Origin of the sequence: Pseudomonas phenolilytica, assembly GCF_021432765.1 — a bacterium.
GTDB lineage: Bacteria > Pseudomonadota > Gammaproteobacteria > Pseudomonadales > Pseudomonadaceae > Stutzerimonas > Stutzerimonas phenolilytica.
In genome coordinates, this window is sequence record NZ_CP058908.1 from 509,734 (window position 1) to 535,528 (window position 25,795).

General features: G+C 67.5%; 25 protein-coding genes and 1 pseudogene. 16 read left to right on the forward strand and 10 right to left on the reverse strand.

Annotated elements, in window-relative coordinates; genetic code table 11:
- Positions 1–36 precede the first annotated feature (36 nt).
- From HU825_RS02490 to dxs, 4 genes are all read left to right on the forward strand, one after another.
- Positions 37–804, forward strand: a complete 768-nt coding sequence (locus HU825_RS02490; protein ID WP_234302831.1) for a sulfite exporter TauE/SafE family protein — start codon at positions 37–39, stop codon at positions 802–804.
- Between the two features lie 85 nt (positions 805–889).
- Positions 890–1,132 carry an exodeoxyribonuclease VII small subunit gene (locus HU825_RS02495; RefSeq protein WP_043297667.1) on the forward strand — a complete coding sequence of 81 codons (243 nt, stop codon included), beginning with the start codon at positions 890–892 and terminating at the stop codon, positions 1,130–1,132.
- Positions 1,129–2,019 (forward strand): polyprenyl synthetase family protein, encoded by an 891-nt coding sequence (locus HU825_RS02500; protein ID WP_175415051.1) that lies wholly within the window; start codon positions 1,129–1,131, stop codon positions 2,017–2,019. The genes HU825_RS02495 and HU825_RS02500 overlap by 4 nt, the downstream gene beginning before the upstream one ends.
- 119 nt (positions 2,020–2,138) lie before the next feature.
- Positions 2,139–4,037: a 1-deoxy-D-xylulose-5-phosphate synthase gene (gene dxs / locus HU825_RS02505; protein ID WP_234302832.1), complete on the forward strand. Its 1,899-nt coding sequence runs from the start codon at positions 2,139–2,141 to the stop codon at positions 4,035–4,037.
- Between the two features lie 172 nt (positions 4,038–4,209).
- On the opposite strand, the gene HU825_RS02510 is transcribed toward dxs, so the two are convergent.
- Positions 4,210–4,716 carry a LabA-like NYN domain-containing protein gene (locus tag HU825_RS02510; protein ID WP_305128078.1) on the reverse strand — a complete coding sequence of 169 codons (507 nt, stop codon included), beginning with the start codon at positions 4,714–4,716 and terminating at the stop codon, positions 4,210–4,212.
- 83 nt (positions 4,717–4,799) lie between these two features.
- On the opposite strand from HU825_RS02510, the gene HU825_RS02515 reads away from it, so the two are divergent.
- Both HU825_RS02515 and HU825_RS02520 read left to right on the forward strand, forming a co-directional pair.
- Positions 4,800–5,480, forward strand: coding sequence for a YciC family protein (locus tag HU825_RS02515; protein ID WP_043297787.1), 681 nt, complete (start codon positions 4,800–4,802; stop codon positions 5,478–5,480).
- 75 nt (positions 5,481–5,555) lie between these two features.
- The gene (locus tag HU825_RS02520; protein WP_043297672.1) at positions 5,556–5,984 is read left to right on the forward strand and encodes a VOC family protein; all 429 of its coding nucleotides are present in this window, start codon (positions 5,556–5,558) and stop codon (positions 5,982–5,984) included.
- Between the two features lie 17 nt (positions 5,985–6,001).
- On the opposite strand, the gene HU825_RS02525 is transcribed toward HU825_RS02520, so the two are convergent.
- Positions 6,002–6,832, reverse strand: coding sequence for an SDR family oxidoreductase (locus tag HU825_RS02525; RefSeq protein WP_043297674.1), 831 nt, complete (start codon positions 6,830–6,832; stop codon positions 6,002–6,004).
- A 148-nt stretch (positions 6,833–6,980) separates the two neighbouring features.
- Here HU825_RS02525 and HU825_RS02530 point away from each other — a divergent pair, with 148 nt between their 5' ends.
- On the forward strand, positions 6,981–7,766 hold the full coding sequence (locus tag HU825_RS02530; RefSeq protein ID WP_234302833.1) for a substrate-binding periplasmic protein: 786 nt from the start codon (positions 6,981–6,983) through the stop codon (positions 7,764–7,766).
- On the opposite strand, the gene hrpB is transcribed toward HU825_RS02530, so the two are convergent.
- Positions 7,735–10,245 carry an ATP-dependent helicase HrpB gene (gene hrpB / locus HU825_RS02535; RefSeq protein WP_234302834.1) on the reverse strand — a complete coding sequence of 837 codons (2,511 nt, stop codon included), beginning with the start codon at positions 10,243–10,245 and terminating at the stop codon, positions 7,735–7,737. The two genes, HU825_RS02530 and hrpB, sit on opposite strands and share 32 nt — an antisense overlap.
- Positions 10,246–10,424: 179 nt before the next feature.
- On the opposite strand from hrpB, the gene HU825_RS02540 reads away from it, so the two are divergent.
- The 5 genes from HU825_RS02540 (at position 10,425) to HU825_RS02560 (ending at position 13,368) form a co-directional block, all read left to right on the forward strand.
- Positions 10,425–10,841 carry a polyribonucleotide nucleotidyltransferase gene (locus HU825_RS02540; protein WP_102827843.1) on the forward strand — a complete coding sequence of 139 codons (417 nt, stop codon included), beginning with the start codon at positions 10,425–10,427 and terminating at the stop codon, positions 10,839–10,841.
- The gene (locus HU825_RS02545) at positions 10,841–11,749 is read left to right on the forward strand and encodes a cation diffusion facilitator family transporter (protein ID WP_043297683.1); all 909 of its coding nucleotides are present in this window, start codon (positions 10,841–10,843) and stop codon (positions 11,747–11,749) included. Before HU825_RS02540 ends, HU825_RS02545 begins: the two co-directional genes overlap by 1 nt.
- 300 nt (positions 11,750–12,049) lie before the next feature.
- Positions 12,050–12,529 (forward strand): Lrp/AsnC family transcriptional regulator, encoded by a 480-nt coding sequence (locus HU825_RS02550; protein WP_054094542.1) that lies wholly within the window; start codon positions 12,050–12,052, stop codon positions 12,527–12,529.
- 169 nt (positions 12,530–12,698) lie between these two features.
- Positions 12,699–12,902: a DUF2788 domain-containing protein gene (locus tag HU825_RS02555; protein WP_003290551.1), complete on the forward strand. Its 204-nt coding sequence runs from the start codon at positions 12,699–12,701 to the stop codon at positions 12,900–12,902.
- A 73-nt stretch (positions 12,903–12,975) separates the two neighbouring features.
- The gene (locus HU825_RS02560; protein ID WP_234302835.1) at positions 12,976–13,368 is read left to right on the forward strand and encodes a globin; all 393 of its coding nucleotides are present in this window, start codon (positions 12,976–12,978) and stop codon (positions 13,366–13,368) included.
- A gap of 16 nt (positions 13,369–13,384) precedes the next feature.
- On the opposite strand, the gene HU825_RS02565 is transcribed toward HU825_RS02560, so the two are convergent.
- Positions 13,385–14,023 carry a pseudouridine synthase gene (locus tag HU825_RS02565; protein ID WP_234302836.1) on the reverse strand — a complete coding sequence of 213 codons (639 nt, stop codon included), beginning with the start codon at positions 14,021–14,023 and terminating at the stop codon, positions 13,385–13,387.
- A gap of 229 nt (positions 14,024–14,252) precedes the next feature.
- Between HU825_RS02565 and mgtA the strand changes: the two genes are divergently transcribed.
- Positions 14,253–17,801, forward strand: a complete 3,549-nt coding sequence (mgtA, locus tag HU825_RS02570; RefSeq protein ID WP_234302837.1) for a magnesium-translocating P-type ATPase — start codon at positions 14,253–14,255, stop codon at positions 17,799–17,801.
- Between the two features lie 144 nt (positions 17,802–17,945).
- The gene (locus HU825_RS02575) at positions 17,946–18,458 is read left to right on the forward strand and encodes a GNAT family N-acetyltransferase (protein WP_234302838.1); all 513 of its coding nucleotides are present in this window, start codon (positions 17,946–17,948) and stop codon (positions 18,456–18,458) included.
- A 15-nt stretch (positions 18,459–18,473) separates the two neighbouring features.
- On the opposite strand, the gene HU825_RS02580 is transcribed toward HU825_RS02575, so the two are convergent.
- Positions 18,474–18,740 carry a DksA/TraR family C4-type zinc finger protein gene (locus HU825_RS02580; RefSeq protein WP_043297692.1) on the reverse strand — a complete coding sequence of 89 codons (267 nt, stop codon included), beginning with the start codon at positions 18,738–18,740 and terminating at the stop codon, positions 18,474–18,476.
- Between the two features lie 172 nt (positions 18,741–18,912).
- Here HU825_RS02580 and HU825_RS02585 point away from each other — a divergent pair, with 172 nt between their 5' ends.
- Positions 18,913–19,635, forward strand: a complete 723-nt coding sequence (locus tag HU825_RS02585; RefSeq protein ID WP_234302839.1) for a TorF family putative porin — start codon at positions 18,913–18,915, stop codon at positions 19,633–19,635.
- A gap of 7 nt (positions 19,636–19,642) precedes the next feature.
- On the opposite strand, the gene HU825_RS02590 is transcribed toward HU825_RS02585, so the two are convergent.
- Positions 19,643–20,506 (reverse strand): isocitrate lyase/PEP mutase family protein, encoded by an 864-nt coding sequence (locus HU825_RS02590; RefSeq protein ID WP_234302840.1) that lies wholly within the window; start codon positions 20,504–20,506, stop codon positions 19,643–19,645.
- A gap of 141 nt (positions 20,507–20,647) precedes the next feature.
- Entirely contained in the window at positions 20,648–21,514 is an 867-nt protein-coding gene (locus HU825_RS02595; protein ID WP_234302841.1) for a DMT family transporter, read from the reverse strand.
- A 201-nt stretch (positions 21,515–21,715) separates the two neighbouring features.
- Here HU825_RS02595 and HU825_RS02600 point away from each other — a divergent pair, with 201 nt between their 5' ends.
- Positions 21,716–22,201 (forward strand): GNAT family N-acetyltransferase, encoded by a 486-nt coding sequence (locus HU825_RS02600; RefSeq protein WP_008569674.1) that lies wholly within the window; start codon positions 21,716–21,718, stop codon positions 22,199–22,201.
- Positions 22,202–22,207: 6 nt separating this feature from the next.
- Here the strand turns inward: HU825_RS02600 and HU825_RS02605 are convergent, their stop codons facing one another.
- From HU825_RS02605 to HU825_RS02615, 3 genes and pseudogenes are all read right to left on the reverse strand, one after another.
- Complete coding sequence (locus tag HU825_RS02605; RefSeq protein ID WP_234302842.1) at positions 22,208–22,450, reverse strand: DUF2789 domain-containing protein; 243 nt, start codon at positions 22,448–22,450, stop codon at positions 22,208–22,210.
- Between the two features lie 71 nt (positions 22,451–22,521).
- Positions 22,522–24,019: pseudogene (amn, locus tag HU825_RS02610) on the reverse strand (AMP nucleosidase).
- Positions 24,020–24,189: 170 nt separating this feature from the next.
- On the reverse strand, positions 24,190–25,701 hold the full coding sequence (locus HU825_RS02615; RefSeq protein ID WP_234302843.1) for a succinyl-CoA:acetate CoA-transferase ScpC: 1,512 nt from the start codon (positions 25,699–25,701) through the stop codon (positions 24,190–24,192).
- Between the last annotated feature and the right edge of the window lie 94 nt (positions 25,702–25,795).

The window sequence follows — 25,795 nt, forward strand, 5'->3', positions numbered from 1 at the left end:
GGCTACCCTGCCCGTTTTTGCCACGGACCCTGCCTCATGTCGATCCTCGAGATTCTGCTGCTGGTCGCCGCCGGTTTCGCCGCAGGCGGGATGAACGCACTGGCCGGCGGCGGCACCTTCTTCTCCTTCCCGGCGCTGCTGGCCATCGGCCTGCCGCCGGTGACCGCCAACGCCACCAATGCCGTGGCGCTCTGGCCCGCCAGCCTGGCCGGCGCCTGGGCGGCACGCGCAAGTCTGCGTCCGCTCGGTCGCTACCTGCTGCCACTGTTGCTGGCCGGTCTGGCCGGCGGCCTGCTCGGCGGCCTGCTGCTGCTGGCCGGTGGCGACGACGTGTTCAGCCTGCTGATCCCCTGGCTGCTGCTCGCCGCTACCGCGCTGTTCGCCGCCAGCCCGCGACTGAGCCGCTGGCTGGCCGCGCGGCGCAAGGAAAGCGCCGTGCCACCGCATTCGCCGCTGTCGCTCGGCGCACATAGCCTGGTGTCGATCTACGGCGGCTACTTCGGCGCCGGCATGGGCATCCTGCAGCTGGCGGCGTTCTCCATCGAGGGGCATGCGCTGGTGCGCGCCAACGCGCTGAAGAACCTGATCTCGGCGGTGATCTACAGCGTCGCCAGCCTGACCTTCATCTTCGCCGGGCGGGTCAGCTGGTTCGAACTGCTGATCCTGCTCGGCGGCGCGACGCTCGGCGGTTACGCCGGCGGGGCGCTGAGCCAGAAACTGCCGGCGAGCTGGCTGCGCGCGCTGGTGATCCTGGTCGGCAGCGGCATGACGCTTTACTACTTCTGGGCCATCTACCTCGCTTGAGTGGATACCGGCAAACGGGTGGCTGCGACAGGGCTTCTTTGCTAATGTCGCGCCCGTTTCCGACCCGCCGCCGACAGGTGCCCGCATGGCCCGCAAGAAAGCCGCCCTCGACTTCGAACAATCCCTCGCCGAACTGCAGCAACTGGTCGAACGCCTGGAAAGCGGCGAGCTGTCGCTCGAGGACTCGCTGACCTGCTTCGAACAGGGCATCGGCCTGACCCGCGACTGCCAGGCGGCGCTGAGCCAGGCCGAACAGAAGGTGCAGATCCTGCTCGAACGCGACGGCGCGCTGCAGGAAGCGCCCTTCGAGCCGGACGCCCAAGCATGATCATCGTCGACTACCAGAAAGACTGTCAGCAACGCGTCGACAGCTGTCTCGAAGCGCTCTTCGCCCCCCCGCGCCCGCAACTCGAACGCCTCTACCAGGCCATGCGCTACAGCGTGATGAACGGCGGCAAGCGCGTGCGCCCGCTGCTGGTGTACGCCGCCTGCGAAGCGCTGCGCGGCGACCGCGCGACGGCCGATGGCGCCGCCTGCGCGGTCGAGCTGATCCACGCCTACTCGCTGGTGCACGACGACCTGCCGGCGATGGACGACGACGACCTGCGTCGCGGCCAGCCGACCACCCACAAGGCCTTCGACGAAGCCTGCGCGATTCTCGCCGGCGATGGCCTGCAGAGCCTGGCCTTCGAGGCGATGGCCGAGGAAAAGCACAATCCTGCCGATGCCGCGTTGCGCCTGCGCATGTTCGCCGTGCTGGCGCGTGCCGCAGGCCCGGCCGGCATGGTCGGCGGGCAGGCCATCGACCTCGGTTCGGTCGGGCTGAAACTCGATCGCGCCGCGCTGGAGCTGATGCACCGGCACAAGACCGGCGCGCTGATCGAAGCCAGCGTGCAGCTCGGCGCACTGGCCAGCGGCCATGCCGACGCCGACAGCCTCGGCGCGCTGAGCCACTACGCCCGGTCGATTGGCCTGGCATTCCAGGTGCAGGACGACATCCTCGATGTCGAGAGCGACACCGCCACGCTCGGCAAACACCAGGGCGCCGATATCGCCCGCGACAAGCCGACCTACCCGGCGTTGCTCGGACTGGATGAGGCCAAGGCCTACGCCATCGAGCTGCGCGATCAGGCCCTGCATGCGCTGCGCCCCTTCGATATCGCCGCCGAACCGCTGCGCGAGCTGGCGCGTTTCATCGTCGAGCGCCGCAGCTGAAGCGTCCGGCCGCAGGCAGCGCGGCCGCGACGAAGCCCCACCGAGCGCGCGGCCGTTCTTATCGTCGCCCCCATCGGGTAAACTGCCGCTCTTTTTTCAACGACAAAACGATCCGCCTGATGCCCAAGACGTTCCATGAGATTCCTCGGGTGCGCCCTGCGACGCCCGTTCTTGACCGAGCGGCGACGCCCGAGCAGCTGCGCCGACTGGGCGAGGCGGAACTCGACGAGCTCGCCAACGAACTGCGCCAGGATCTGTTGTTCAGCGTCGGCCAGACAGGCGGCCACTTCGGCGCCGGCCTCGGCGTGATCGAGCTGACCATCGCGCTGCACTACGTCTTCGACACCCCTGACGACCGTCTGGTCTGGGATGTCGGCCATCAGGCCTACCCGCACAAGATCCTCACCGGGCGGCGCCAGCGTATGGGCACACTGCGCCAGAAGGACGGCCTGGCCGCCTTCCCGCGGCGCAGCGAGAGCGAATACGACACCTTCGGCGTCGGCCATTCCAGCACTTCGATCGGCGCCGCGCTGGGCATGGCGATCGCCGCCCGCCTCAAGGGTGAGAAGCGCAAGGCCATCGCGGTGATCGGCGACGGCGCGCTGACCGCCGGCATGGCCTTCGAGGCGCTCAACCACGCGCCGGAAGTCGGCGCCAACATGCTCGTCGTACTCAACGACAACGATATGTCGATCTCGCGCAACGTCGGCGGCATGTCCAACTACCTGGCCAAGATCCTCTCCAGTCGCACCTACGCGAGCATGCGCGAGGGCAGCAAGAAGGTGCTGTCGCGCCTGCCCGGCGCCTGGGAAATCGCCCGTCGCACCGAGGAGTACGCCAAGGGCATGCTGGTGCCCGGCACGCTGTTCGAGGAACTCGGCTGGAACTACATCGGCCCGATCGACGGCCACGACCTGCCGACGCTGATCGCCACCCTGCGCAACATGCGCGACCTCGATGGCCCACAGTTTCTCCACGTGGTCACCAAGAAAGGCAAGGGCTTCGCCCCGGCCGAGGCCGATCCGATCACCTGGCATGCGATCAGCAAGCTGGAGCCGGTCGGCGCGCCCGCCAAGCCGAAGCAACCTTCCGGGCCGAAGTACTCCAACGTGTTCGGCCAGTGGCTGTGCGACATGGCCGCCGCCGACCCGCGCCTGACCGGCATCACCCCAGCGATGAAGGAAGGCTCCGATCTGGTGGCCTTCAGCGAACGCTACCCGGATCGCTACTTCGACGTCGCCATCGCCGAACAGCACGCCGTGACGCTCGCCGCCGGCATGGCCTGCGAGGGCATGAAGCCAGTGGTGGCGATCTATTCGACGTTCCTCCAGCGCGCCTATGACCAGCTGGTCCACGACGTCGCAGTGCAGAATCTCGACGTGCTGTTCGCCATCGACCGCGCCGGTCTGGTCGGCGAAGACGGGCCGACCCACGCCGGCAGCTTCGATCTGTCCTACCTGCGCTGCATCCCCGGCATGCTGATCATGACGCCGAGCGACGAGAACGAGATGCGCCGCATGCTCACCACCGGCTATCTGTTCGAGGGCCCGGCAGCGGTGCGCTACCCGCGCGGCAGCGGGCCGAACGCGACCATCGAGCCGGGCCTGGCGCCGCTGGAAATCGGCAAGGGTGTGGTGCGCCGTCAAGGCGAACGCGTCGCTCTGCTGGTATTTGGCGTGCAGCTGCCCGAGGCGCTGCGGGTCGGTGGAACGCTGGACGCCACCGTGGTCGACATGCGCTTCGTCAAGCCGCTGGACGAAGCCCTGTTGCGCGAACTGGCAAGCAGCCACGAGCTGCTGGTGACGGTCGAGGAGAACAGCATCATGGGCGGCGCCGGCAGTGCGGTTGCCGAGTTCCTCGCGGCCGAGGCCATCGTCATGCCGCTGCTGCACCTCGGCCTGCCGGACAGCTACGTCGAACACGCCAAACCGAGCGAAATGCTCGCCGAATGCGGCCTGGATGCCGTCGGCATCGAAGCGGCCGTGCGCAAGCGCCTGGCAGCTCTCGGCGAAGCCTGACGGGCGTTGCGGTGGATGGAGAAAGCGCCATCCACCCTACGATCTCCGCGCCAGCCATGTAGGGTGGAAAACCGCGCAGCGTTTTCCACCGCGGCACGGTTCACCTGATAGGCAAATCACGCACCTTCCTGCATTGCCCCAGTGGATGGATGAAGCGTCATCCACCCTACATTCAGCCACGCAGCAGTAACTCGCCCTCGACCGGCACATAACGCGTCGCCGCGCGGATCAGCGACTGCGCCGTCAGCCCAGGCACGCCATAAGCAGTCGCTTCGCCGCCGCCGGCGCGCACGCGTTCGAGCAGCAGATCGAAATCGCCGTCACCGGAGGCCAGCACCACCTCGTCGACCCGCGCCGCGGCGTCCAGCACGTCGATGGTGATGCCCACGTCCCAGTCGCCCTTGGCCGAGCCGTCGCTGCGCTGGATGTAGGGCTTGAGTTTCACCGTGAAACCGAGGTTACGCAGGATCTGCTGGAACTGCTGCTGGCGCGCATCACCGCGGTCGATGGCGTAGGCATAAGCCTCGACGATACGGCCATGCCGGCTGACGTCGGCCCACAGCGCGGCGTAGTCGAAGTGGCAGCCATAGGCCTGGCGTACCGTGTAGTAGAGGTTCTGCACATCGGCGAACAGGGCGATCTTCTTCACGCGGCGACTCGTTGGGTACGGGGCCGCCAGTATGGACGGCTACATCGCACATGTCCTGCCCGCGGCGCATCGGCTACAGTGGCGCCCCGATTTGCTGCTCAGCCTTCGATGCGATGAACGTTCTAGCCATCCTGCGTGACGCCTGGTTCTTCTATACCCGCCACTTCGGCGCGATCGTGCGCCTGTGCCTGCCGCTGATCCTGCTCGAGAGCGGCGCGCGGCTGGCGGTGGACCATTGGCTGGGCAAGGATTCGCTGCCGGCGCAGGAGCTGCTGGTGGGCATGCTGTTCTATCCGCTCTACACCGGCGCACTGATCCTTTTTCTCGACGCCCGCAGCCGTGGCCATGCGCCCGGCCCGCGCGCCGTGCTGGCACGCGCGCTGCCGCTGTGGCCGGCGCTGGCAGTGCTCACCGGACTCGGCACGCTGCTGATCATGCTCGGCGCCTCGCTGTTCGTGCTGCCGGGCATCTGGGTGATGGTGAAGATCGCCTTCGCCGAATTCCTCCTGGTGCTGCGCGGGTTGTCGCCGCTGGCGGCGATCAAGGCGAGTTTCGCACTCACCCGCGGACGCTTCCTGCTGGTGCTCGGCTGCGTGCTGAGCGTGCTGCTGCCGCTGTGGCTGATCGAGGCCTGGCTGGCCGGTGCGCTGGTCGGCGACGGTGCGGTCGAGCCGCTGCCGCGGCTGGCGCTCGATGCGCTGGTGGGCGTGCTGCAGCTGCTGCCGACCATCATGCTGTTCCGCTGCTTCATGCTCTGCAGCGATACGCCGGCGGGCGATCGCGGCCACATCTGACCGTTCGCCCGACGCCCCGGCAGCACCGCCGGGGCCTGCTAGGCTTGCTCCGTCACCCGCCATGTGAGCACCGCCATGACCGTAACCAACCCCAGCATCCTCTCGCACATCTCGCTCGGCACCGCGCAGTTCGACGCCGCGGTTGCGTTCTACGACCAGGTACTCGCCACGCTCGGCTGCAAGCGCATCCTCGAGCATCCCGGCGCGGTGGCCTGGGGCCGCGAATACCCGGAGTTCTGGATCCAGACACCGATCGACGGCGCCCCCGCCTCGGTGGGCAATGGCAGCCACGTCGGCTTCTTCGCTGCCGACCGGGCCACGGTGGATGCCTTCCATCGCGCCGCGCTCGCCGCCGGCGGCCGCGATGAAGGCGCCCCGGGGCCCCGCCAGGAGTATGGCGAACCCTATTACGGCTGCTTCGTACGCGACCTCGACGGCCACAAGATCGAAGCGACCTACTGGGACGAGGCCCTGATGCACAGCCTCTACGGCACGCCGGCCTAGCGGTGAGGCCGGGCCACTCAGCGCGCGCGCGCGCCGAGCAGGCGCGGCAACAACAGGCTCTGGTACAGACGCGGGAAGCAGCGCGCCAGCAGTTGCGCCCGCCAGTCGAGGTTGGATAGCACCAGCAGCTTGCGACGCCGGAGCGCGCCGCGGTAAATCGCCTCGGCCACATCCTGCGGCGACGCCACCCGCCCCAGGGTCAGCACCGGCTGCGGCGCAGTGGAGCCGTCGCCGACCAGCACGTTCTTGCGCAGATCGGTGGCGGTATAGCCCGGACACACCAGCATCACGTTGACGTCGCTGCCCTGCAGTTCACCGCGCAGGGTTTCGAACAGTCCATGCAGTGCGTGCTTGCTGGCGTTGTAGGCGGCGCGGTCCGGCACCGGGGCGTACTGCGACAGCGAACTGAGCACTATGATCTGCCCACCACGGGCGAGCAGGCTCGGCAGCGCCGCCTGGGTGCAATGCAGCGCGCCGTAGAAGTTCACCGCCATGACCCGCTGGAACACCGCCAGGCTGGTGTCCGCCACGCGGCTGCGATGGGTGATGCCGGCGTTGTTGACCAGCACGTCGATGCCGCCGTAGCGCTCGATGACCAGTGTGATCGCCTGCTGCACCGCCTCGGGGTCGCTGACATCGCAGCGCAGTCCCAGTGCCTGGGCATTGTGATGATCGGCCAGATGCTGCACCAGACTGTCGAGCGCGACCTGATCGAGATCGAAGATCACCAGCCGCGCACCCGCCTGCGCCATGCGCACCGCCAGCGCGCGACCGATGCCGGCGCAACCGCCGGTAATCAACACCACCTTGCGCTCGAACACTCTGCTGGTGAAAACCTTGCGCCGCATAGGCGTCTCCTCGATCCGGCTCGTGCGCCTTGAGCATAGGCGCCGCGGAAGCGGCTTTCCTGCGCCGCTGACATTCGGCGCATGGACAAACCCCGAAGGAGTGCGCATTCTGCCCCCCGCGACACACCACGGATGGCGTTTTTTCACCTTGAAAGTTTCTTTCCTGTTCATCGCCCTGTTGCTGGTCAGCCATTTCCCGGCGCATGCCGATGCGCTCGTGCAGCCGCGACTGATCGTCGGCTATGCCGAATTCGCCCCGGTGATCTACAGCGACGCCCAGCAGCGTGCCCGCGGGCCGATGGCTGATCTGACTCGCCGGGTCGCGCAGCGAGCCGGCTACCGTGCGCAGTTTCGCGCCTTACCCAGCGCTCGCCTGTACGCCGCGTTGCAGAACGGCAACATCGATATGTGGGTCGGCACCCCGGGCAAACCCGAGCTCGCGGCGCATACGCTGGAAAGCCAGCAGACGCTCGGGCATGCGCAGCTCAATCTCTACTTCCGCCCAGACACGCCGGCGCCGCGCCTTCCCGAGGGGCTGACCGGGCAGGGGGTGATCGTCATCGGCGGCCACAGTTACTGGCCCGCCGTCACCCAGTTGCTGCACGATCCGGCGCTGAAGGTGCGCTTGCTGCGCACCAGCAACCACGAATCGGCCCTGCGGATGCTGCGTTACCGGCGCGCCGATTTCCTGCTCGACTACGGCCTGTCGGTAGACCTGATGCGCGAGCGGCTGCAGCTGGACGAACTGCCCTTCCTGCCGATCGGCGCTACACCGATCCACTTCATCGTCTCGCGCCATACCCGCGACAGCGCGGCGGTGCTCGCCGCCCTGGACAAGGCCTATGCCGAACTGCGCGACGCCGGTGAAGATGTCAGCGTGACCGGCGCGGCGAGTGCACCCGCTACTGCCCGCGTGGCTTTGCCCGCGCGGTAGGCTCGGCGATCAGCGGGTCGTCCGGCCAGTAGTGCTTGGGATAACGCCCCTTGAGGTCCTTCTTCACCTCGGCATAGGTGTTGGCCCAGAAACTCGCCAGGTCCTGCGTCACCTGCACCGGGCGCCGCGCCGGCGACAGCAGATGCAGTTTGACCGGCTGGCGGCCGCCGGCGATGCGCGGCGTCTCGGCCAGGCCGAACAGCTCCTGCAGACGCACTGCCAGCACCGGCGGCCGCTCGCTGTAGTCCAGGCGGATGCGCGAACCGGAGGGCACCGCAAGCGCCTGCGGTGCCTGCTCTTCCAGGCGCTGCGGCAACGGCCAGGGCAGCAGCGTGGCGAGCATGGCCGCGAGGTCGAGCTGGGCGAAGTGCGCCAACCGCGACACCTTGCCCAGATAGGGCAGCAGCCAGTCTTCCAGGCGTGCGAGCAGCGCGGCATCGCTGACGTCCGGCCATTCGCTGTCGCCGTCGCGGTCCCGATCGAGCTGCCGCAGCAGGGCGATGCGCGCCTGCCACTGGCGCAGCTCGGGCGTCCACGGCAGCAATTCCAGGCCCTTGCGCCGCACCAGGCCGAGCAGCGCCCGCCCGCGTGCGTCGTCGTCCAGCTGCGGCAGCGGCTCACGGCCAAGCACCAGCTCACCGACGCGGCGCTGACGCTCGGCGCGTAGCACGCCCTCGCGCTCGTCCCACTCCAGCTCGTCGTGCAGGCTGACCTGCTCGGCAAGCACATCGTCGAACAGCGCCGGGTCGAGCGCGACGGCACGGTAAATGCGCTCCTCGCGTCGGCCCTGATGACTGCCGAGTTCGGCGATCACCAGCCAGGGTTCCTTCATCAGCGCATCGGGCTCGTCGAACTGCGCCGCGCGGCCGTTGGCCAGGCGATAGGCACCGCCGCCTTCGCGGCGCTGGCGGGCAACACGGTCGGGGTAGGCGAACGCCAGCAGCGCGGCGATGGCATGCGCCTCGTCCAATCTAGCCGGCATCACCCCGCTGCCACGCAGCAGACCGCGGAACTGCCGGGCCAGCTGGCGCACGCGCTGCACGCTGGCGCCACGGCCGTCCTGCAGCTGATGCAGGCGCAGGGCAAGGTCGGCGCCGCCGCCACGCTGGGTATCGCGTTCGCTGAGCAGTGCGGCGATGTCCGCCGCCAGCGCCGCCTGTCCCAGCGCCTGGCCGCGCAGTAGCAAATGCGCCAGCCGTGGATGTACCGGCAGTTCGGCCATCGCCTGGCCGTGGCCGGTCAATTGCCAGCTGCCTTGCGGACCGTGGCGCAAAGCCCCGAGGCGCTCCAGCAGCGCCTGCGCCTGGGCGTAGGCGGCGGCCGGTGGCGCATCGAGCCAGACCAGTTCGTCCGGCTCGGCGCCCCAGCGCGCCAGCTGCAGGGCGATGCCTGCCAGATCAGCCTGAAGGATTTCCGCCTCGCCATAGGCCGCCAGCTGCGCGTGCTGCTCCTCGGACCACAGCCGGTAGCAGACGCCGGGTTCCAGGCGACCGGCGCGTCCGGCGCGCTGGGTCGCCGAGGCGCGCGCGATGCGCCGCGTCTCCAGGCGCGTCATGCCGCTGCCGGGGTCGAAGCGCGGCACCCGCGCCAGACCGGCGTCCACCACCACGCGCACGCCCTCGATGGTCAGGCTGGTCTCGGCGATATTGGTCGCCAGCACCACCTTGCGCTTGCCGGTCGGCGCCGGCTCGATCGCCGCGCGCTGGGCGGCCAGCTCCAGCTCGCCGTGCAGCGGGCAGAGCAGCAAGTCGCCGCGCTCGCCCAGTTGCTCGGCCAGCGCCTCGTTGACGCGGCGAATCTCCGCCTGGCCGGGGAGGAACACCAGCAGGCTGCCATGCTGCTCCTCCAGCGCTTGCAACACGGTCTGCACCACCCGCGCCTCGATGCGTTCGCCGGCCTGGTATGGGCGCCCCCAGCGCAACGTCAACGGATGCATGCGCCCCTCGCTGCGCACCACCGGCGCCTCGGCGAGCAGGCTGGAAAGCCGCGCGCCCTCCAGCGTGGCCGACATCAGCAGCAACTTGAGCGGCTCGTCGCGCAGCAGCACCCGCGCATTGAGCGTCAGCGCCAGCGCCAGATCGGCGTCCAGGCTGCGCTCGTGAAACTCGTCGAAGATCACCAGGCCGACGCCTTCCAGCGCCGGATCGTCCTGCAGGCGCCGCGCGAGAATGCCCTCGGTGACCACCTCGATGCGCGTTTGCGGCCCGACCTTGCTGTCCAGGCGGATGCGATAGCCAACGGTCTCGCCAACCCGCTCGCCCAGCTCGCTGGCCAGCCGCTCGGCTGCCGCGCGCGCGGCCAGACGCCGCGGTTCGAGCATGATGAGCTTCTGTCCGGCCAGCCACGGCTCGTCGAGCAGCGCCAGCGGCACACGGGTGGTCTTGCCGGCGCCCGGCGGTGCTTCGAGCACCGCTTCGTCGCGCTGTAGCAGGGCCTGGCGCAGCGCGGGCAGCGCTTCGTCGATGGGTAGCGGGGTCATGGGCGGCTCCATTCAAGGCGCACGATTGTAAGAGCAAACGGGCACGCACCGAACGGCTGCACGTAAGCGGCATTGCCGGGCGCTCATCCTCGCGAACAGCGATGCCCGCGCGGCGGTCCGATATCAGGAAAACATCACGCAGCCCTTGTATAGTTGCGCCACTTTCTGCGGAGGTCCCCATGCGTACTCGTTCCCGCGTCATCGGCGGCCTGCTGGCCGTCTCCCTGCTGACCCAGCTGGCCGCCTGCGGCACGCTGTTCTATCCGGACCGCCGCGGCCAGATCGAGGGTCGCATCGACCCGGCGATTGCCGCACTGAACGCCATCGGCCTGCTGTTTTACGTGATCCCCGGGCTGATCGCCTTCGGCATCGATTTCGCTACCGGCGCCATCTACCTGCCCGAAGGCCAGTATTCGGTCGCGCCGAACAAGCTGCAGGATGCCCTCGGCGCCGACGGTCAGGTCGACCCGACGCGCCTCAAGGCCATCCTCGAACAAGAAATCGGCCGCAGCCTGCCGCTGGATGATCCGCGCCTGATCGAGCAGCACGGCAGCCACGAACAGCTCGCCACCTACGGCCTGCGGACTGCGGCCTGATGGCAGCGGGCAGCCGTAACATCAGCGCCGAGCACGCTCGCCTGCTGCGCCGCGCCACCGGCGCCGCGCTGGCGGTGGCGCTGTTTTTGGCCGTGAGCAAAGCGGTGGCCTGGTGGTTGAGCGGTTCGGTGAGCCTGCTGGCGGGGCTGACCGACTCGCTGCTCGACGGCGCCGCCTCGCTGCTCAACCTGCTGGCGGTGCACTATTCGCTGCGTCCGGCCGACGACGATCACCGTTACGGCCACGGCAAGGCGGAGGCACTCGCCGGGCTCGGGCAGGCGGCGTTCATCGGCGTCAGTGCGCTGCTGGTTGGCGCCCAGGGCGTCGACCGCCTGCTGCATCCGCAACCGTTGGGCGCCCCGCTGCTGGGTATCGTGGTGATCGTCGTTTCGCTGGTGCTGACCGTGGCGCTGCTGGCCTATCAGCGGCATGTGGTGCGCGTCACCGGCTCGACAGCGATCCGCGCCGACTCGCTGCATTACCGTTCGGACCTGCTGCTCAACAGCAGCATCCTGCTGGCGCTGGTGCTGGCCAGCTACGGCTGGGAGCAGCTGGACGCCCTCTTCGGCATCGCCATTGCGTTCTACATCCTGTGGAGCGCGGCGAGCATCCTGCGCGAGGCCGGTGCGGTGCTGATGGACACCGAGGTATCCCCGGAGATCAGCGAAGACATGCACCGGCTGGTCTGCAGCGTGCCCGGCGTGCTCGGCTGCCACGACCTGCGCACGCGGGTTTCCGGCACGCGCTGGTTCGTCCAGTTGCATCTGGAGCTGCCCGGCGAGCTGTCGCTGTCGCGCGCGCATGCGCTGTGCGACGAGGTCGAGGCGATCATTCACCAACGCTACCCGCGCGCCGAAGTGCTGGTGCACGCCGATCCACAGGAAGTGGTGAAGCCCGAGGCACGTTAGCGGGCAAAAAAAAGACCACGCCGAAGCGTGGTCTCTGATCATCTGGCGGGCCGATGGTAACGGCATCTTCATCCAGCGCCTTGTGGGCGGTGGGGTCCCGGACCGCTACGCAGGGTAAGCGCAGCGGGGATGCACCAGCCGGTTGACCGGTACCGTTACTGCCGGGAGCGGAAGTTGTGATCAGGTTACGCGCCCTGCGGCGAAAGATGCTTGCGAAGATTGCTCAAATAAGCCCCTCTTGCGCAACGAACTTCAACTGGATCATCCTTTGGCGCAATATCACAGTTGGCGACAGCAAAAATGAGCAAACTCGATCGTTACGACCTGCGCATCCTCGCCGAGCTGCAGCACGACGCGCGCATCTCCAACCAAGAGCTGGCCGAACGCATCGGCCTGTCGCCCTCGCCCTGTTCACGGCGGGTCAAGCAGCTCGAGGACGACGGCTACATCGCCCGCCAGGTCGCCCTGCTCGACCGCAAGAAGCTCGGTCTGACGCTCACCGCCTACGTGCTGATCGGCATGGATCGGCACACCCCGGAACGCTTCGAGCACTTCGAGGGCGTGATCGGCAAGTGCCCACAAGTGCTCGAATGCAGCCTGGTCACCGGGATGGATGCCGACTACCAGCTCAAGGTGGTGGTGCCGGACATGGAGCATTACCAGCAATTCCTGCTCGGCACGCTGACGCGCATCGAAGGTGTGTCGAGCGTGCGTTCGAGCTTCGTACTGCGCCAGGTGGCCTCCAGCACCGAACTGCCGCTGGAGCACCTGCGCGGCTGAGACACCGCTCACGAACCCGCGCCCCACCGGCCGAGGTGATTGCGTATAATCCGCGCCGCCTTGCTATGCCCCGCACGCAATCCAATAAGAGCCCCGCTCGACAACTATCCGCCTGCCGCTGTCATAGCTCTCGTCGTCTGTTTTCAGACCTAGTCATGCGGAGGATTCGATGGATCCAGCTGTTTTCGAAGAATGGATGATGATCATCCTGGTCGGTGGCCTGGTGGCCTTCATGGCCTTCATCGTCTGGGATCTCGCCAAAAAGTCGAAGGCCGGACGCTACGGCACGCTGGTGCTGTTCGGCGCGCTCGGGCTGGGCGTACTCGGTTTCGTCATCAAGACCCTGGTGATCGGTAGCCTCGAAGGCATCTGATCGCCCTCCCCATCCGAACCTGCGGCCGCGTCATGTCGATGCGGTCCGGGTCGCTATTTGCCAAGGAAAAGCCATGAAACCCACTGATCGGGTTATGCAGAGCTATGGTCGCTGCTGCGCCAGCGCAAGCTTCTTCGACGATTTCTACGTCAACTTCCTCGCCAGCTCGCCGATGGTGCGCGAGAAGTTCGTGCAGACCGACATGGCCGCGCAGAAGCATCTGCTGCGTGCCGGCATCCTCAATCTGGTGCTGTTCGCCCGCGGCATGCCGGACACCAAGCTCAAGGCGCTCGGCCAGAGCCATTCGCGCAGCGGCTTCGACATTCGCCCCGAGCTGTACGATCTCTGGCTGGCGGCGCTGCTGCGCACGGTCGGCGAGCACGACGAGGCGGCTCGCAAGGAAGACCTGCAAGCCTGGCGCGAGGTGCTGGGCAAGGGCATCGACGTGATCAAGTCCTACTACTGACGCCGCAGCCGGTGCGCTACAGCCGCGCCGGCACTTCCCGCCATTCGCCGGGCTGCAGCCCATCGAACGACCACGGTCCGATGCGCACGCGCACCAGCCGCAACGTTGGCAGCCCGACCGCCGCCGTCATGCGTCGCACCTGACGGTTGCGCCCCTCGCGGATCACCAGTTCCAGCCAGGCGGTGGGTACGCTCTTGCGAAAGCGCACCGGCGGGTTGCGTGGCCACAGCTCGGGTTCATCCAGCTGCCGTGCCTCGGCCGGCAACGTCAGGCCATCGTTCAGCTCGACGCCCCTGCGCAAGCGTTCCAGCTGCTCTTCGCTGACCTCTCCCTCTACTTGCACCCAGTAGGTCTTGGGCAGCTTGTGCCTGGGATCGGCAATGCGCGCCTGCAGGCGGCCGTCGTTGGTCAGCAGCAGCAGGCCCTCGCTGTCGCGATCGAGGCGCCCGGCGGGATAGACGCCGGGCACGTCGACGAAATCCTTCAGCGTGGCACGCCCATCGGCATCGGCGAACTGGGTCAGCACGTCGAATGGCTTGTTCAGCAGCAGCAGGCGCGGCTCGGCCGGCGGCGCCTTGGCGACACGGCGCGGCGCGGCGGGTCGGGCAGCGCGCGCCGGCGAATGGGGCGCACGGGGACGCGGGGGACGAGGCATGACGATTCGGTCCGATAGGGGCCGGCCATGCTAGAAGTCGCTGCCCGCGGCTGCAAGCGGCCCGCAGTGCGAAGCCACACGCCGGACGCATGAACGAGCGTGTGCAGGGCGTGACCGCCATCTAGCATTGCTGAAGAGGTGCGCGGGAGACGCCTGATCAGTGTCAATGCCGCAGCGCACGGCCAGGCGGAACATCGTCACCGGCTCAATCCACATCAGGATCTAACGCATGCCCGAAGCGCCCGGCTTTCACGAGCCACCCGAGAATGCCAAGCCGCTGGTCTGGCTGTCCTGGCTGCTGGGCGCGGCGCTGCTGGGCGCGCTGGTACTCGGCGTCTTGCAGCTGTCGGATGCCAGCCATTTCGCGGCGATTTTTCGTCAGGCCGAGCCCGGCTGGCTGCTCGTCGCTATTGCCCTGCAGTGTGCGACCTACCTGGCCCAGGGTCTGCTGTACCGCATGGTCCTCAGCGCCGCCGGCGCCGCGCTGCCGCTGTGGGACGCCACCAAGCTCAGCCTGAGCAAGCTGTTCATCGACCAGGCGCTGCCATCGTCCGGTTTCAGCGGCGCGGTAGCAGTGGGCGCGCTGCTGCAGCGCCGCGGCATCGGCCTGTCACAGGTTTCCAGCTGCTTCATCATCAGCCTTTCGGGCTACTTCGCCGCTTATCTGCTGGCCTTGGCCGCCGCGCTTGTCATTGCGATCGGCAATGGTCATGGGAGCCTGGCCGTGATCTCGACCAGCATCGTGTTCATGCTGTTCTGCTGCCTGATGGCCGTCGCCGCGCCGCTGATGGCCGGACTGCCGCAGAGCCGCCTGGTCGGACGCCTGCAACGGGTGCGCTGGATGCAGCGATTGCTGGCGATGGTGTTTGCCGCGCAGCCGCGCCTGACCCGTGACCCGCGCCTGTTGTTGAAGGCAAGCGGCTACTCGCTGGCCATCGTACTGTTCGATGCCCTGACCCTGTGGGCGCTGCTGCACGCAGTGGGGCACAGTGCGCCGTTCGCCGGCATCTTCGCCAGCTTCATGCTGGCTAGCGTGCTGCGTAGCGTCGGCATCGTGCCGGGCGGCCTCGGCGCGTTCGAGGCCGCGGCAGTGGCCACCCTCAGCTGGGTCGGCGTGCCACTGGCGGCGGGGCTATCGGCAACCTTGCTGTTTCGCGTGCTGAGCTTCTGGCTGCCGATGCTGCCCGGCTTCTGGCTCACCCGCCACGCGCTGCACGGCAGCCCGGCAGACGCGGCCGAGGCGACCGTGACGGATTACTGGAGCGTGCCGCTGGAGGCGCTGTACGCCGAGCTGCAGAGCGGCCCAGACGGGCTTGTCAGCGCGGCAGCGGCGATGCGCCAGCCATCCGTGCGGCGCACGTACCGGCCGAGCCTGGCGCGGCAGATCGGCGCCTCGCTGGTGAGCCAGCTGTCCAGTCCGCTGGTGCTGATCCTGCTGATCGGCGCGCTGGTGGCGCTGGCGGCGCACGACTGGCTGGACGCGCTGATCGTGCTGAGCATCGTGCTGGCCAGTGCGCTGGTCGGCAGCCTGCACGAAATCCGCTCGAACCGGGCGATCGAGCGTCTGCGCAAGCAGGTGGCCAGTCGCGCCGACGTCTGGCGCGACGGCCGCCTGCAGAACCTGCCAGCCAGCGAAGTCGTCCCCGGCGACATCGTCGAACTCTCCGCCGGCAGCCTGATCCCCGCCGATGGCCGGCTGGTCGAGGCGCGCGATTGCTTCGTCAATCAGGCGCTGCTGACCGGCGAAACCTTTCCGGTCCACAAACAGGCCGGTCAGGTGGAGGCCGCCGCCGGCCTCGCCCAGCGCGACAACTGCCTGTTCCGCGGCACCTCGCTGCGCAGCGGCACGGCACGCCTGCTGGCGGTGAACTGCGGCATGCACACCGAGCTGGGACATATCGAGCGCTCGCTGGTGCTGCGCCCGCCGGAAACCGAGTTCGAGCGCGGCCTGCGCCATTTCGGCGCGCTGCTGTTGCGGGTCATGCTGGTGATGATCACGGCGGTGCTCGGCCTCAACCTGTTCCTCGACCGCCCGCCGCTGGACACGCTGATGTTCGCCATCGCGCTGGCCGTCGGGCTGTCGCCCGAGCTGCTGCCGGCGATTCTCAGCGCGACCCTCTCGGCTGGCGCCCGGCGGATGGCCGCGCGCGGGGTGATCGTGCGCCACCTCAATGCGATCGAGAACCTCGGCGCGATGGACACCCTGTGCACCGACAAGACCGGCACCCTGACCCGCGGCGTGGTGGCGCTCGACGGCGCGGTCGACGCCGACGGCCAGGCCAGCGCTGCGGTGCTGCGCCTGGCCTGGCTCAACGCCGCGCTGCAGACCGGGTTGCGCAATCCGCTGGACGAGGCGATCTGCGAACATGCCCGCGGCCTGCCACAGGCGCCGGCCGGTGCCGAAAAGCTCGACGAGGTGCCCTACGACTTCACCCGCAAGCGCTTGAGCGTACTGGTGCGCGAGGCCGGGCAGGCCGCGCCCCGGCTGATCTGCAAGGGCGCGCTGGAAACCATTCTGCAGGCATCGCAGTCCGTGCAGCAGGGCGATGCCGTGCTGCCGCTGAGCGCGCCGCTGCGCGCAGCGCTTGGCGAACGCTTCGCCACCTGGAGCGCAGCCGGCTACCGCGTGCTGGGTATCGCCTACCGCTGGCTCGAGCAGCCGAACTGCAGCGCCGATGACGAACAGGGCCTGACCTTCGCCGGCTTCCTGTTGTTCTTCGATCCGCCCGAGCCAGGCGTGCGCGAAGAGCTGGACGCACTGCGCGAGCTGGGCGTGGCGGTGAAGATCATCAGCGGCGACAACCGCCTGATCGCCCGGCAGGTCGCCGAGAGCGTCGGCATCCCGGTCGAACGCGTCATCACCGGCAGCGAGCTGGGGCAGATGCGCGACGAGGCGCTGATCAACCTGGCGCCGCGCATCAGCTTGTTCGCCGAGGTCGATCCCAACCAGAAGGAGCGCATCATCCGCGCGCTGCAGAAGACCGGCCATGTGGTGGGCTTTCTTGGCGACGGGATCAACGACGCGCCGGCGCTGCATGCGGCGGATATCGGCATTTCCGTGGACACCGCGGTGGATGTGGCCAAGGAGGCCGCCGACTTCGTGCTGCTGCGCCACGAACTGGCGCTGGTCCGCCAGGGCATCGACGAAGGCCGGCGCACCTTCGCCAACACGCTCAAGTACATCTACCTGACCACCAGCGCCAACTTCGGCAACATGATCAGCATGGCTGTGGCGTCGTTCTTCCTGCCGTTCCTGCCGCTGCTGGCCAAGCAGATCCTGCTGAACAATTTCCTCTCCGACATCCCGGCCATCGGCATCGCCGGCGACCGTGTCGATGCCGACTGGTCGCGCACGCCGCACCGCTGGGACATCGGCGAGGTGAGGCGCTTCATGATCCTGTTCGGGCTGATCAGCTCGGCCTTCGATCTGCTGACCTTCGGCCTGCTGCTGTATCTGGTGGGCGAGCAGCCGGAGCTGTTTCGCAGCGGCTGGTTCGTCGAGTCGCTGATCACCGAGCTGGTGATCATCTTCGTCGTGCGCACGCACAAACCGTTCTACCGCAGCCGCCCGGGCCGCTTCCTGCTGGCCAGCTCGCTGCTCATCGCGCTGCTGACCGTGCTGCTGCCCTATACGCCGGTGGGCGGCTGGTTCGCCCTGCAACCGCTGCCGGCCACGGTGCTTATCGCGGTGCTGCTGATCACGCTGCTTTACGCGGCCTGTTCGGAATGGGCCAAGCAGCGCTTCTTCGCCCGGCTCAGCGGCTCCAGACAGCCGTGACGCCCCGTGCCTGGAGCGCCGTTCGCGCCGCGCGGACGGCCGCGCCTTTTTTCCGCAGCGCAGCGCAGCGTGTCGCCATCGCTCAACCAATTGTCTGAGAGACTGGTCAATGTGTTCTCCGGCCCATTTCCCAAGGACTGCAACGTGCTGATACGCGACGCCCGTGAAACCGATCTGGAAGGCATCCTCTTCATCTACAACGACGCCGTGCTGAACAGCACGGCGATCTGGAACGACACGCCGGTCGATCTGGCCGACCGCCAGGCCTGGTTCGCCGAGCGAGAGGCACAGGGTCATCCGGTGCTGGTGGCGCTGGACGATGCCCAGCAGGTGGTCGGGTATGCCAGCTACGGCCCGTGGCGGCCGCACGAGGGGTTTCGCCACACCGTCGAGCATTCGGTCTACGTGCGCGATGGCCAGCGCGGTGGCGGCATCGGTCGCGGCTTGATGCGCGAGCTGATCGAACGCGCCCGCCGCGCCGGGCAGCACGTGGTGGTCGGCGCCATCGAAAGCGAGAATCGCGCCTCGGTGCACATGCACCAGCAGCTGGGGTTCATCCATGTCGGGCAGATGCGCCAGGTCGGCTGTAAGTTCGGCCGCTGGCTGGACCTGACGCTCATGCAACTGATCCTCGATACGGCACGCCGCGCGCCGTGACCACGTGCCGCTCGATCAGCGCAGCTGACTGTCCTTGCTGCCTCGACGGTTGTAGCCGCTGAAGGCGGCTTCCTGCTTGTCCGCCTCGGCCTGGCAGGCAATGCACAGACGCACGCCGGGCACGGCCTGGCGGCGTGCCTCGGGTATCGCCACGCCGCATTCCTCACAGTGTTTCAGGCTTTCGCCACGCGCCAGTTTGCTGCGTGCACGCTGCACCGCGTCCTCGATGGTGCTGTCGATCTGCTCCTGGACGGCGCCGTCGCCGGCCCAACCTGTTGCCATGATCACCTCCCGCAGCGCGCGGTTGCTGCTCTGAGTTTTGACGCCCGCCCGGCGACGGTGCTCACCACCGGCACGACCGCCGGTCGATGACTGCCGCGCGGCCGACGGATGGTGCCGCCGCCGCGTCGCCAGCGCCTATCCTGCGCCGGTTGGAAAATCTGCGTCAAAGCCCATGTACCGCTTCACTCCACTCCTCACCGGCCTGCTGCTGATGACGGGCTGCGCCGGTCAGCCAGGCACGCTCGAGCGCGATCTCGGCGCGTTCGATCTCAGGCTCGGCACCGAACCCGCGCGCAGCATGGCCCAGGGCCTGGTGCAGCCGGGCGCGAGCGGCGCGTTCCACGGCGGCCTCGACCTCAGCCACGCCAGCGGCCTGTATGTCGGCCAGTGGACGCCGAGCGTCGGCCTCAGCGAGGGCCGCCAGCTGGAGGTCAATTCCTACCTCGGCTATCTGCAGCACGCCGTGGACGGCCAGCTCGGCTACGAACTCGGCCTGATGCGCTACAGCTTCCCCGAGAGCGACGACTGGGGGCGTCTGCAGTATTACGGCGGCCTCACGCTGGGCAGCCGCAGCCTCGGCGCGGCGCTGAACAGCACGGCCGAGCGCCGCGACAGCACGCTGTATCTCGATCTGGGCCGGGTGACGCCATTCGGTGTCGGGGTGCGCCTGAGCTACTCCAGCCACGCGCTGGCCACGCCGCGCCGGTTCGCCGACGGCAGCCTCAGCCTGTTCAGCGACTGGTCGCTCAACCTGTCGCGACCCTGGCTCGGCCTGCAGTTCGATCTCTCCTACAGCGATTCGAATCTGGAGCGCACCGAGTGTGGCGCCTATTCCGGGCGCAATCCGCGCTGCGACGGCCTGCTGACCCTGCGCGCCGAGCGCCGGCTGTTCTGAGCGCGGCTCATTCCTTGACCTGCATGTACTCCTCGGCCCAGACCACGTATTCGTCGGCGGTCGAGTACTTGACCGACAGCTGCGAGGCGTTGAGGTCCAGCGCATCGATCTGACGCTGCTCGCGCAGGCAGTCGTAGGTGGCCTTGATCGCGGCGAAGTAGGCGGCGTGGCCGTTGACCACGATGCGCACGCCGAGCGCGGCCAGGCGCGCGTTGTCACGCAGGTTGGGGTTGCCGTAGGTGACCAGCATCAACGGCCGGGTCAACTGGCTGGCGATGCTTTGCAGGTGGTCGAAGTCCTCGATGCCGACCAGACAGATCGCGTCGGCGCCGGCCTTCTCGTAGGCCTGGGCACGGGCAATCACTTCCTCGAAACCGATCACGCCGGCGTTGGTGCGGGCGATGATGGCCATCTGCGGATCGATCCGCGCCTCCAGCGCCGCGCGGATCTTGCCGACCGCCTCGAACATGCCGATCAGGTCGGTGGACTTGCGGCCGAATTTGGCCGGCAGAAGGGTGTCCTCGATGGTGAGGGCGGAGATGCCGGCACGTTCCAGGTCGGTCACCGTGCGCATGACGTTGAGCGCGTTGCCATAGCCGTGGTCGGCGTCGGCCAGCACCGGCAACTGGGCGACCCGGCAGATGCGCGTGGCCTGCTCGACAAACTCGCTGAGGGTGATGAGGTTGAAGTCCGGGGCCGCGAGCACCTGCAGCGACGCCACCGAGCCGCCGAGGATGCCCACCTCGAAGCCGAGGTCGGCGGCGATGCGCGCCGACATCGGGTCGAACACCGAGGCGGTGTGGAAGCAGCGGTCAGCCGCGAGCAGCTGGCGGAAGTTCTTGCGCAGATCGTGGTGCGAGATTCGTAGCATTGTTGGTCACCTGGTCAAACAGCACGCAAAGGGGTCGGGTTGCCCCTGTCGAAACACCTTGTTGGAAGCTGTCCGCGGGGTCAAACGACACATTCGCTGAACCCCGCGGGAAAACCGCTCGCCGACGCCGCGAACGAACGCTCAGGCCGGCACCCGCCGCCGTTGTACGTAGGCCATGCCCAGCCCGCTGGCGATGATGATCGCCATGCCCAGCAGCGCGCCGCCGTCCGGTGCATGGCCGAAGGCGAAGAAGCCGACGATGCCGGCGAAGACGATCTGTCCATAGGTGAACGGCGCCAGCATCGCGGCGCTGGCGTAGCGGAACGCCTGGGTCAGCAGCAGGTGGCCGAGCATCGCCATGCCGCCGAGCGCGGCCATCAGCGCGGCGTCGTGCAGGGTCGGCGTGCGCCAGTTGAACAGCACCAGCCCGCTCAGCACCACGCAGCCGACCAGGCTGGTGAGGTAGTTGCTGGTGACCGGATGCTCCGTGCCGGCGAGGCGACGGGTCACCTGCTGGTAGAGCGTGAACGACAGTGCGGCACCAAGCGGCAGCAGCGCGGCCGGCGTGAACAGCGCCGAGCCCGGTCGCACGATGATCAGCACGCCGAGCAGGCCGAAGCCGAGGGCGATCCACTGGCTGCGGCCGATCCGCTCGCCGAGCAGCGCCGAGGCGATGGTGACCAGCACCGGCGTGAGGAAGATCACCGCGGTGGCCTCGGCCAGCGGGATGTAGTGCAGGCCGTTGATGAACAGCAGGCTGACGCCAACCAGGCTCAGCCCGCGCAGCAACTGCGCCCCGGGCCGCCGGGTGCGCAGCACGCGCGGCCCCATGCGCGGCACGAACAGCAGCGTCATCAGCACGGTCTGCGCGATGTAGCGCGCCCAGATCACCAAGAACACCGGGTACAGCCCGGACAGGTGCTTGGCCAGGCCGTCATGGCTGGCCAGCAGCAGGCCCGAGAGCAGAATCAGCAGAACCCCGTAGAGCGGGTGACGACCATCGTTCAAGGCAACTTCCGAACAGCTGTTAGCAGGCTAAGCATTATGCCTGCCTCGGCCTCCGCGCGCAGGCGGAATTCGACCGGCGCGCCGCTGGCGGTCGCCTGACGGCCGAAACGCCGGACTTTTGCGCTATGATCGCGGCCTTTTGCCGGGCCGCACGGCGTTTCGCGGTGTTTGAGCGTAGTCGAGATGTATCAGTTGAGAGCGATGCAGGAGCGCGATATCCCTGCCGTCCTGGCGATCCAGGAAGAGTCTTATGCCGCCGCGGTGCTGGAAGACGAGGCGGTGATCCGTTCACGGCTGGCAGCCTGTCCGGAGCTGGCCTGGGTTGCCGAAGACGCCGAGGGCGTGTGTGCCTACCTGTTCGCCTACCAGTCGCGACTCGGCAGGATCACCCCGCTGGACGGTGAGTTCGAGCCACATGCCGAGGCCGACTGCCTGTACCTGCACGACCTCGCCGTGGCGCGCCGCGCCGGCGGCCGCGGCATCGGCCCGGCGCTGGTGCGACGCAATCTGCAGCAGGCGCAGGCCGCCCGGCTGCGTTACTCGGCGCTGGTCTCGGTACAGGACTCCGCCGAATTCTGGTCGCGTCAGGGCTATCGCGCCCACGACGGGCTGGAACCGCAGCAGGCCGACAACCTCGCCAGCTACCCGATTCCGGCGCTGTACATGGTGCGCAACCTGCACCCTTGAGCGGCCTCAGGCGCTGGCGCGGCGCAGTGCCAGGCTGAGCCGGTCGACCACCTCGGCCCAGTCGGCATCCTCGAGCAGCTCATCACGCAGAAAAGCCGCCTGGGCGGGGTTCCAGAACGGCGCGTCGGCCAGGCGCATGCTCTCCGGCAACGGCGCGTGCGTGTCGATGAAGCGCCGGATCGAGGCATCGTCGTTGGGCAGGCCCAACTGCTCGAACAGGTTGTGGAAGGCGTGAATCGACTGTTCCATGTGAACCTCCGATGGCTGAAGCAGGAATGCGACGATCTTCAGTATCGTCCATTCCCGCCTCGGCGCACGGTTCAGCGGAACGGCGGTTCGTCGAAGCTGCGCAGCTTGCGCGAATGCAGCGAGTGCTGCTGGCTGCGCAGCAGGTCCAGCGCGGTGATGCCGATCTTCAGGTGCTGGCTCACGGCACGCTCGTAGAACGCATTGGCCGAGCCAGGCAGCTTGATCTCGCTGTGCAGCGGTTTGTCCGACACGCAGAGCAACGTGCCGTAGGGCACCCGCAGGCGATAGCCCTGGGCGGCGATGGTGCCGCTTTCCATGTCCACCGCCACCGCGCGCGACAGGTTGATCAGCGGCCGCTCCTGCGCCCAACGCAGCTCCCAGTTGCGGTCGTCGTAAGTCAGCACGGTGCCGGTGCGCAGGCGTTTTTTCAGCGCCTCGCCCTTCTCGCCGGTGATCTGCGCCGCCGCTTCCTGCAGCGCCTGCTGCACCTCGGCCAGCGCCGGCAACGGGATGTGCGGCGGCAACACGCGGTCGAGGATGCCATCGCGGCGCATGTAGGCGTGCGCCAGCACGTAGTCGCCAATGGATTGCGACTGCCGCAGCCCGCCGCAGTGGCCGATCATCAGCCAGCAGTGCGGACGCAGCACCGCCAGGTGATCGGTGATGTTCTTGGCGTTGGACGGGCCGACACCGATGTTGATCAGGGTGACGCCGTGGCCGTCTTCGGCGATCAGGTGGTAGGCCGGCATCTGGTAACGGTGCCAGAGCACGCCGCCGATGATCGCCTGCGCCTCACCCTCCTCCATGCCGCGCTCGATGACCACGTTGCCCGGCAGCACCATGCGCACGAAGCGGGTGTCGTCGCGCAGCATGTCGAGGCCGTGGCGGATGAACTGGTCGACGTAGCGGTGATAGTTGGTCAGCAGGATCCATGGTTGCACGTGGCGCCAGTCGCTGCCGGTGTAGTGCACCAGCCGACGCAGGGAGAAATCCACCCGCGCGCCGTCGAACAGCGCCAGCGGATACGGATCGGCATGCTCCCAGTCGTAGAGGCCGTCGGCGATGTCGTCGGTCGCCGCCGACAGATCGGTGCTGGGAAATACCCGCGCCAGCTCGGCCGCGGTCACGCCGCTGCCGGCCAGCTCGTCGCCCTGTTCGATGACGTACGGATAGGGAATGTTGCGCTCGCTGATGCCGACCTCGATCTTGACGTTGAAGTCGTGCATCAACGGCCGCAGCTGGTCGAGCAGGTAGGCGCGGAACGCCGCCGGATGGGTCACGGTGACGCTGTAGACGCCGGGCGCCTGCACCTTGGCGTAGGCGCGAGTGGAAGCCGGCACCTCGCCGTGGCATTCGTAGGTCAGACGCAGCTCCGGGTAGCGGAACAGATCGCGTTCTTCCGCGCTCGGCTCGGTGCGGTCGGCGACGTAGCGCTTGAGTGCCCGGTTGAGCGCAGCCGTGGCGCGCTGGTGAAGCTCGGCCAGGTGATCGACCGCGGCCTCGGCAGAACTGGCGACGGTGAAACGCTGGGTATCGGGAGTCATGCGGCAAGGTCCTGTCTGTGCGAATGGCAGTATCTTGGCCGGAATCCTTTACGAATGTACATGCCGGACGACCGCCACGGCGCCTGCGCGCAGGCACAAAAAAACCGACGCCGGCTGCCCGGCATCGGTTTCTTCGAGGGTTCCGACGGCGCTCGAAAAGTCGGGCGACCGCCGGTCCCGTCACTCAGCTGACAATTACTTGTTCAGCTTCATGGTGCCGTGCTCGGCCAGGTGGGTGTGCCAGGAGAAGGCCTTCTCCAGCACGTGCGGGGTATGACCGCCGCGCACCTTGGCCTCTTCCAGGTAATCCAGCGCCTGCTGCTTGTAATCGGGATGCATGCAGTTGGCGATGATGCGCTGGGCGGCTTCAGCCGGAGCCAGGCCACGCAGATCGGCATAACCCTGTTCGGTGATGATCACGTCGACGTCGTGGTTGGTGTGGTCGACGTGAGTCACGAACGGCACGACCGACGAGACGTTGCCGTTCTTCGCGGTGGAGGCGGTCACGAAGATGGTGATGCGGGCGTTGCGGGCGAAGTCACCCGAGCCGCCGATACCGTTCATCATGTGGGTGCCGCTGACGTGGGTGGAGTTCACGTTGCCGTAAATGTCCACTTCCAGCGCGGTGTTGAAGGAGATGATGCCCAGGCGACGGATGACTTCCGGGTGGTTGGAGATCTCCTGCGGACGGAACACCACCTTGCCGGCGTACTTGGCCATGTCCGAGGCGAGGTTTTCCACGCGCTTCTTCGACAGGGAGAACGCGGTACCGGCAGCGAACTTCACCACGCCGGCATCGATCAGGTCGAATACGCCGTCCTGCAGCACTTCGGAGGCCACGACCAGGTCCTTGAACTCGGACGTCTTCATGCCGTTCAGCACGGCGTTGGCCACGGAACCCACACCGGACTGCAGCGGCGCCAGGCTGTTGGTCAGGCGGCCGGATTTGACTTCGGCACGCAGGAAGTCCAACAGATTGTCGGCGATCTTCTGGGTTTCTTCGTTCGGCTCGAACAGCGGCGATGGGATGTCCGGCTGGCTGGACAGCACGATGCCGCGCACCTTGGCCGGGTCGACCGGAATGCCGACGGTGCCGATACGGGTGCTGACGTCGAACACCGGGATGGCTTCGCGAGTGTTCTCGCCGGCAGGCCCCGGGATGTAGATGTCGTGCATGCCTTCGTATTCACGCGGAGCGGAGGTGTTCAGCTCGATGATCACGTGCTTGGCGGTCTGGACGAAGATCGGCGAGTTGCCCACCGAACCGGTCGGGATGATCTGGCCGTCTTCGGTGATGGCAGCGGCTTCGATGATCGCGTAGTCGACCTGCGGCAGCACGCCCTGGCGGATCAGTTCGGCCATGTGCGACAGGTGCTGATCGATGTAGAGGATTTCGCCGGCGTTGATCTTTTTGCGCTGCACCGGGTTGCCCTGGTACGGAATACGCTTGTTGATGATGCCGGCTTCAGCCATGGCCTGGTCGGCAGCCGGACCCATCGAGGCACCGGTGAACAGGTTGACCTTGAACTTCTCGTTCTGGCCACGCGCGGACAGGGCGCGCGGGAATTCCTTGGGCTCACCGAACAGGGTGAAACCGCTCATACCCAGCGTCATGCCGTCTTCGATCCACGACGCGGCCTCTTCTGCCGAGACAACCTTATCGAGAAACGCCGCGTTGCGAATGTACTTGTTTAGATCCGTTGCCATGAATTCACCTCTGAAACTCATCGAATGCTCGTCCGTGAAAGCTCTGCATAGAATTAGCTAGAGCCTGACGAGGCATGGAGACGGCGGCTTCAAG

Bases quoted from the DNA above. Each gene is read 5' to 3' on its own strand.
- HU825_RS02490 (WP_234302831.1), top strand. From the start codon at position 37: ATGTCGATCCTCGAGATTCTGCTGCTGGTCGCCGCCGGTTTCGCCGCA.
- HU825_RS02495 (WP_043297667.1), top strand. From the start codon at position 890: ATGGCCCGCAAGAAAGCCGCCCTCGACTTCGAACAATCCCTCGCCGAA.
- HU825_RS02500 (WP_175415051.1), top strand. From the start codon at position 1,129: ATGATCATCGTCGACTACCAGAAAGACTGTCAGCAACGCGTCGACAGC.
- dxs (WP_234302832.1), top strand. From the start codon at position 2,139: ATGCCCAAGACGTTCCATGAGATTCCTCGGGTGCGCCCTGCGACGCCC.
- HU825_RS02515 (WP_043297787.1), top strand. From the start codon at position 4,800: ATGAACGTTCTAGCCATCCTGCGTGACGCCTGGTTCTTCTATACCCGC.
- HU825_RS02520 (WP_043297672.1), top strand. From the start codon at position 5,556: ATGACCGTAACCAACCCCAGCATCCTCTCGCACATCTCGCTCGGCACC.
- HU825_RS02525 (WP_043297674.1), bottom strand. From the start codon at position 6,832: ATGCGGCGCAAGGTTTTCACCAGCAGAGTGTTCGAGCGCAAGGTGGTG.
- hrpB (WP_234302834.1), bottom strand. From the start codon at position 10,245: ATGACCCCGCTACCCATCGACGAAGCGCTGCCCGCGCTGCGCCAGGCC.
- HU825_RS02540 (WP_102827843.1), top strand. From the start codon at position 10,425: ATGCGTACTCGTTCCCGCGTCATCGGCGGCCTGCTGGCCGTCTCCCTG.
- HU825_RS02545 (WP_043297683.1), top strand. From the start codon at position 10,841: ATGGCAGCGGGCAGCCGTAACATCAGCGCCGAGCACGCTCGCCTGCTG.
- HU825_RS02550 (WP_054094542.1), top strand. From the start codon at position 12,050: ATGAGCAAACTCGATCGTTACGACCTGCGCATCCTCGCCGAGCTGCAG.
- HU825_RS02555 (WP_003290551.1), top strand. From the start codon at position 12,699: ATGGATCCAGCTGTTTTCGAAGAATGGATGATGATCATCCTGGTCGGT.
- HU825_RS02560 (WP_234302835.1), top strand. From the start codon at position 12,976: ATGAAACCCACTGATCGGGTTATGCAGAGCTATGGTCGCTGCTGCGCC.
- HU825_RS02565 (WP_234302836.1), bottom strand. From the start codon at position 14,023: ATGCCTCGTCCCCCGCGTCCCCGTGCGCCCCATTCGCCGGCGCGCGCT.
- mgtA (WP_234302837.1), top strand. From the start codon at position 14,253: ATGCCCGAAGCGCCCGGCTTTCACGAGCCACCCGAGAATGCCAAGCCG.
- HU825_RS02580 (WP_043297692.1), bottom strand. From the start codon at position 18,740: ATGGCAACAGGTTGGGCCGGCGACGGCGCCGTCCAGGAGCAGATCGAC.
- HU825_RS02585 (WP_234302839.1), top strand. From the start codon at position 18,913: ATGTACCGCTTCACTCCACTCCTCACCGGCCTGCTGCTGATGACGGGC.
- HU825_RS02590 (WP_234302840.1), bottom strand. From the start codon at position 20,506: ATGCTACGAATCTCGCACCACGATCTGCGCAAGAACTTCCGCCAGCTG.
- HU825_RS02600 (WP_008569674.1), top strand. From the start codon at position 21,716: ATGCAGGAGCGCGATATCCCTGCCGTCCTGGCGATCCAGGAAGAGTCT.
- HU825_RS02605 (WP_234302842.1), bottom strand. From the start codon at position 22,450: ATGGAACAGTCGATTCACGCCTTCCACAACCTGTTCGAGCAGTTGGGC.
- HU825_RS02615 (WP_234302843.1), bottom strand. From the start codon at position 25,701: ATGGCAACGGATCTAAACAAGTACATTCGCAACGCGGCGTTTCTCGAT.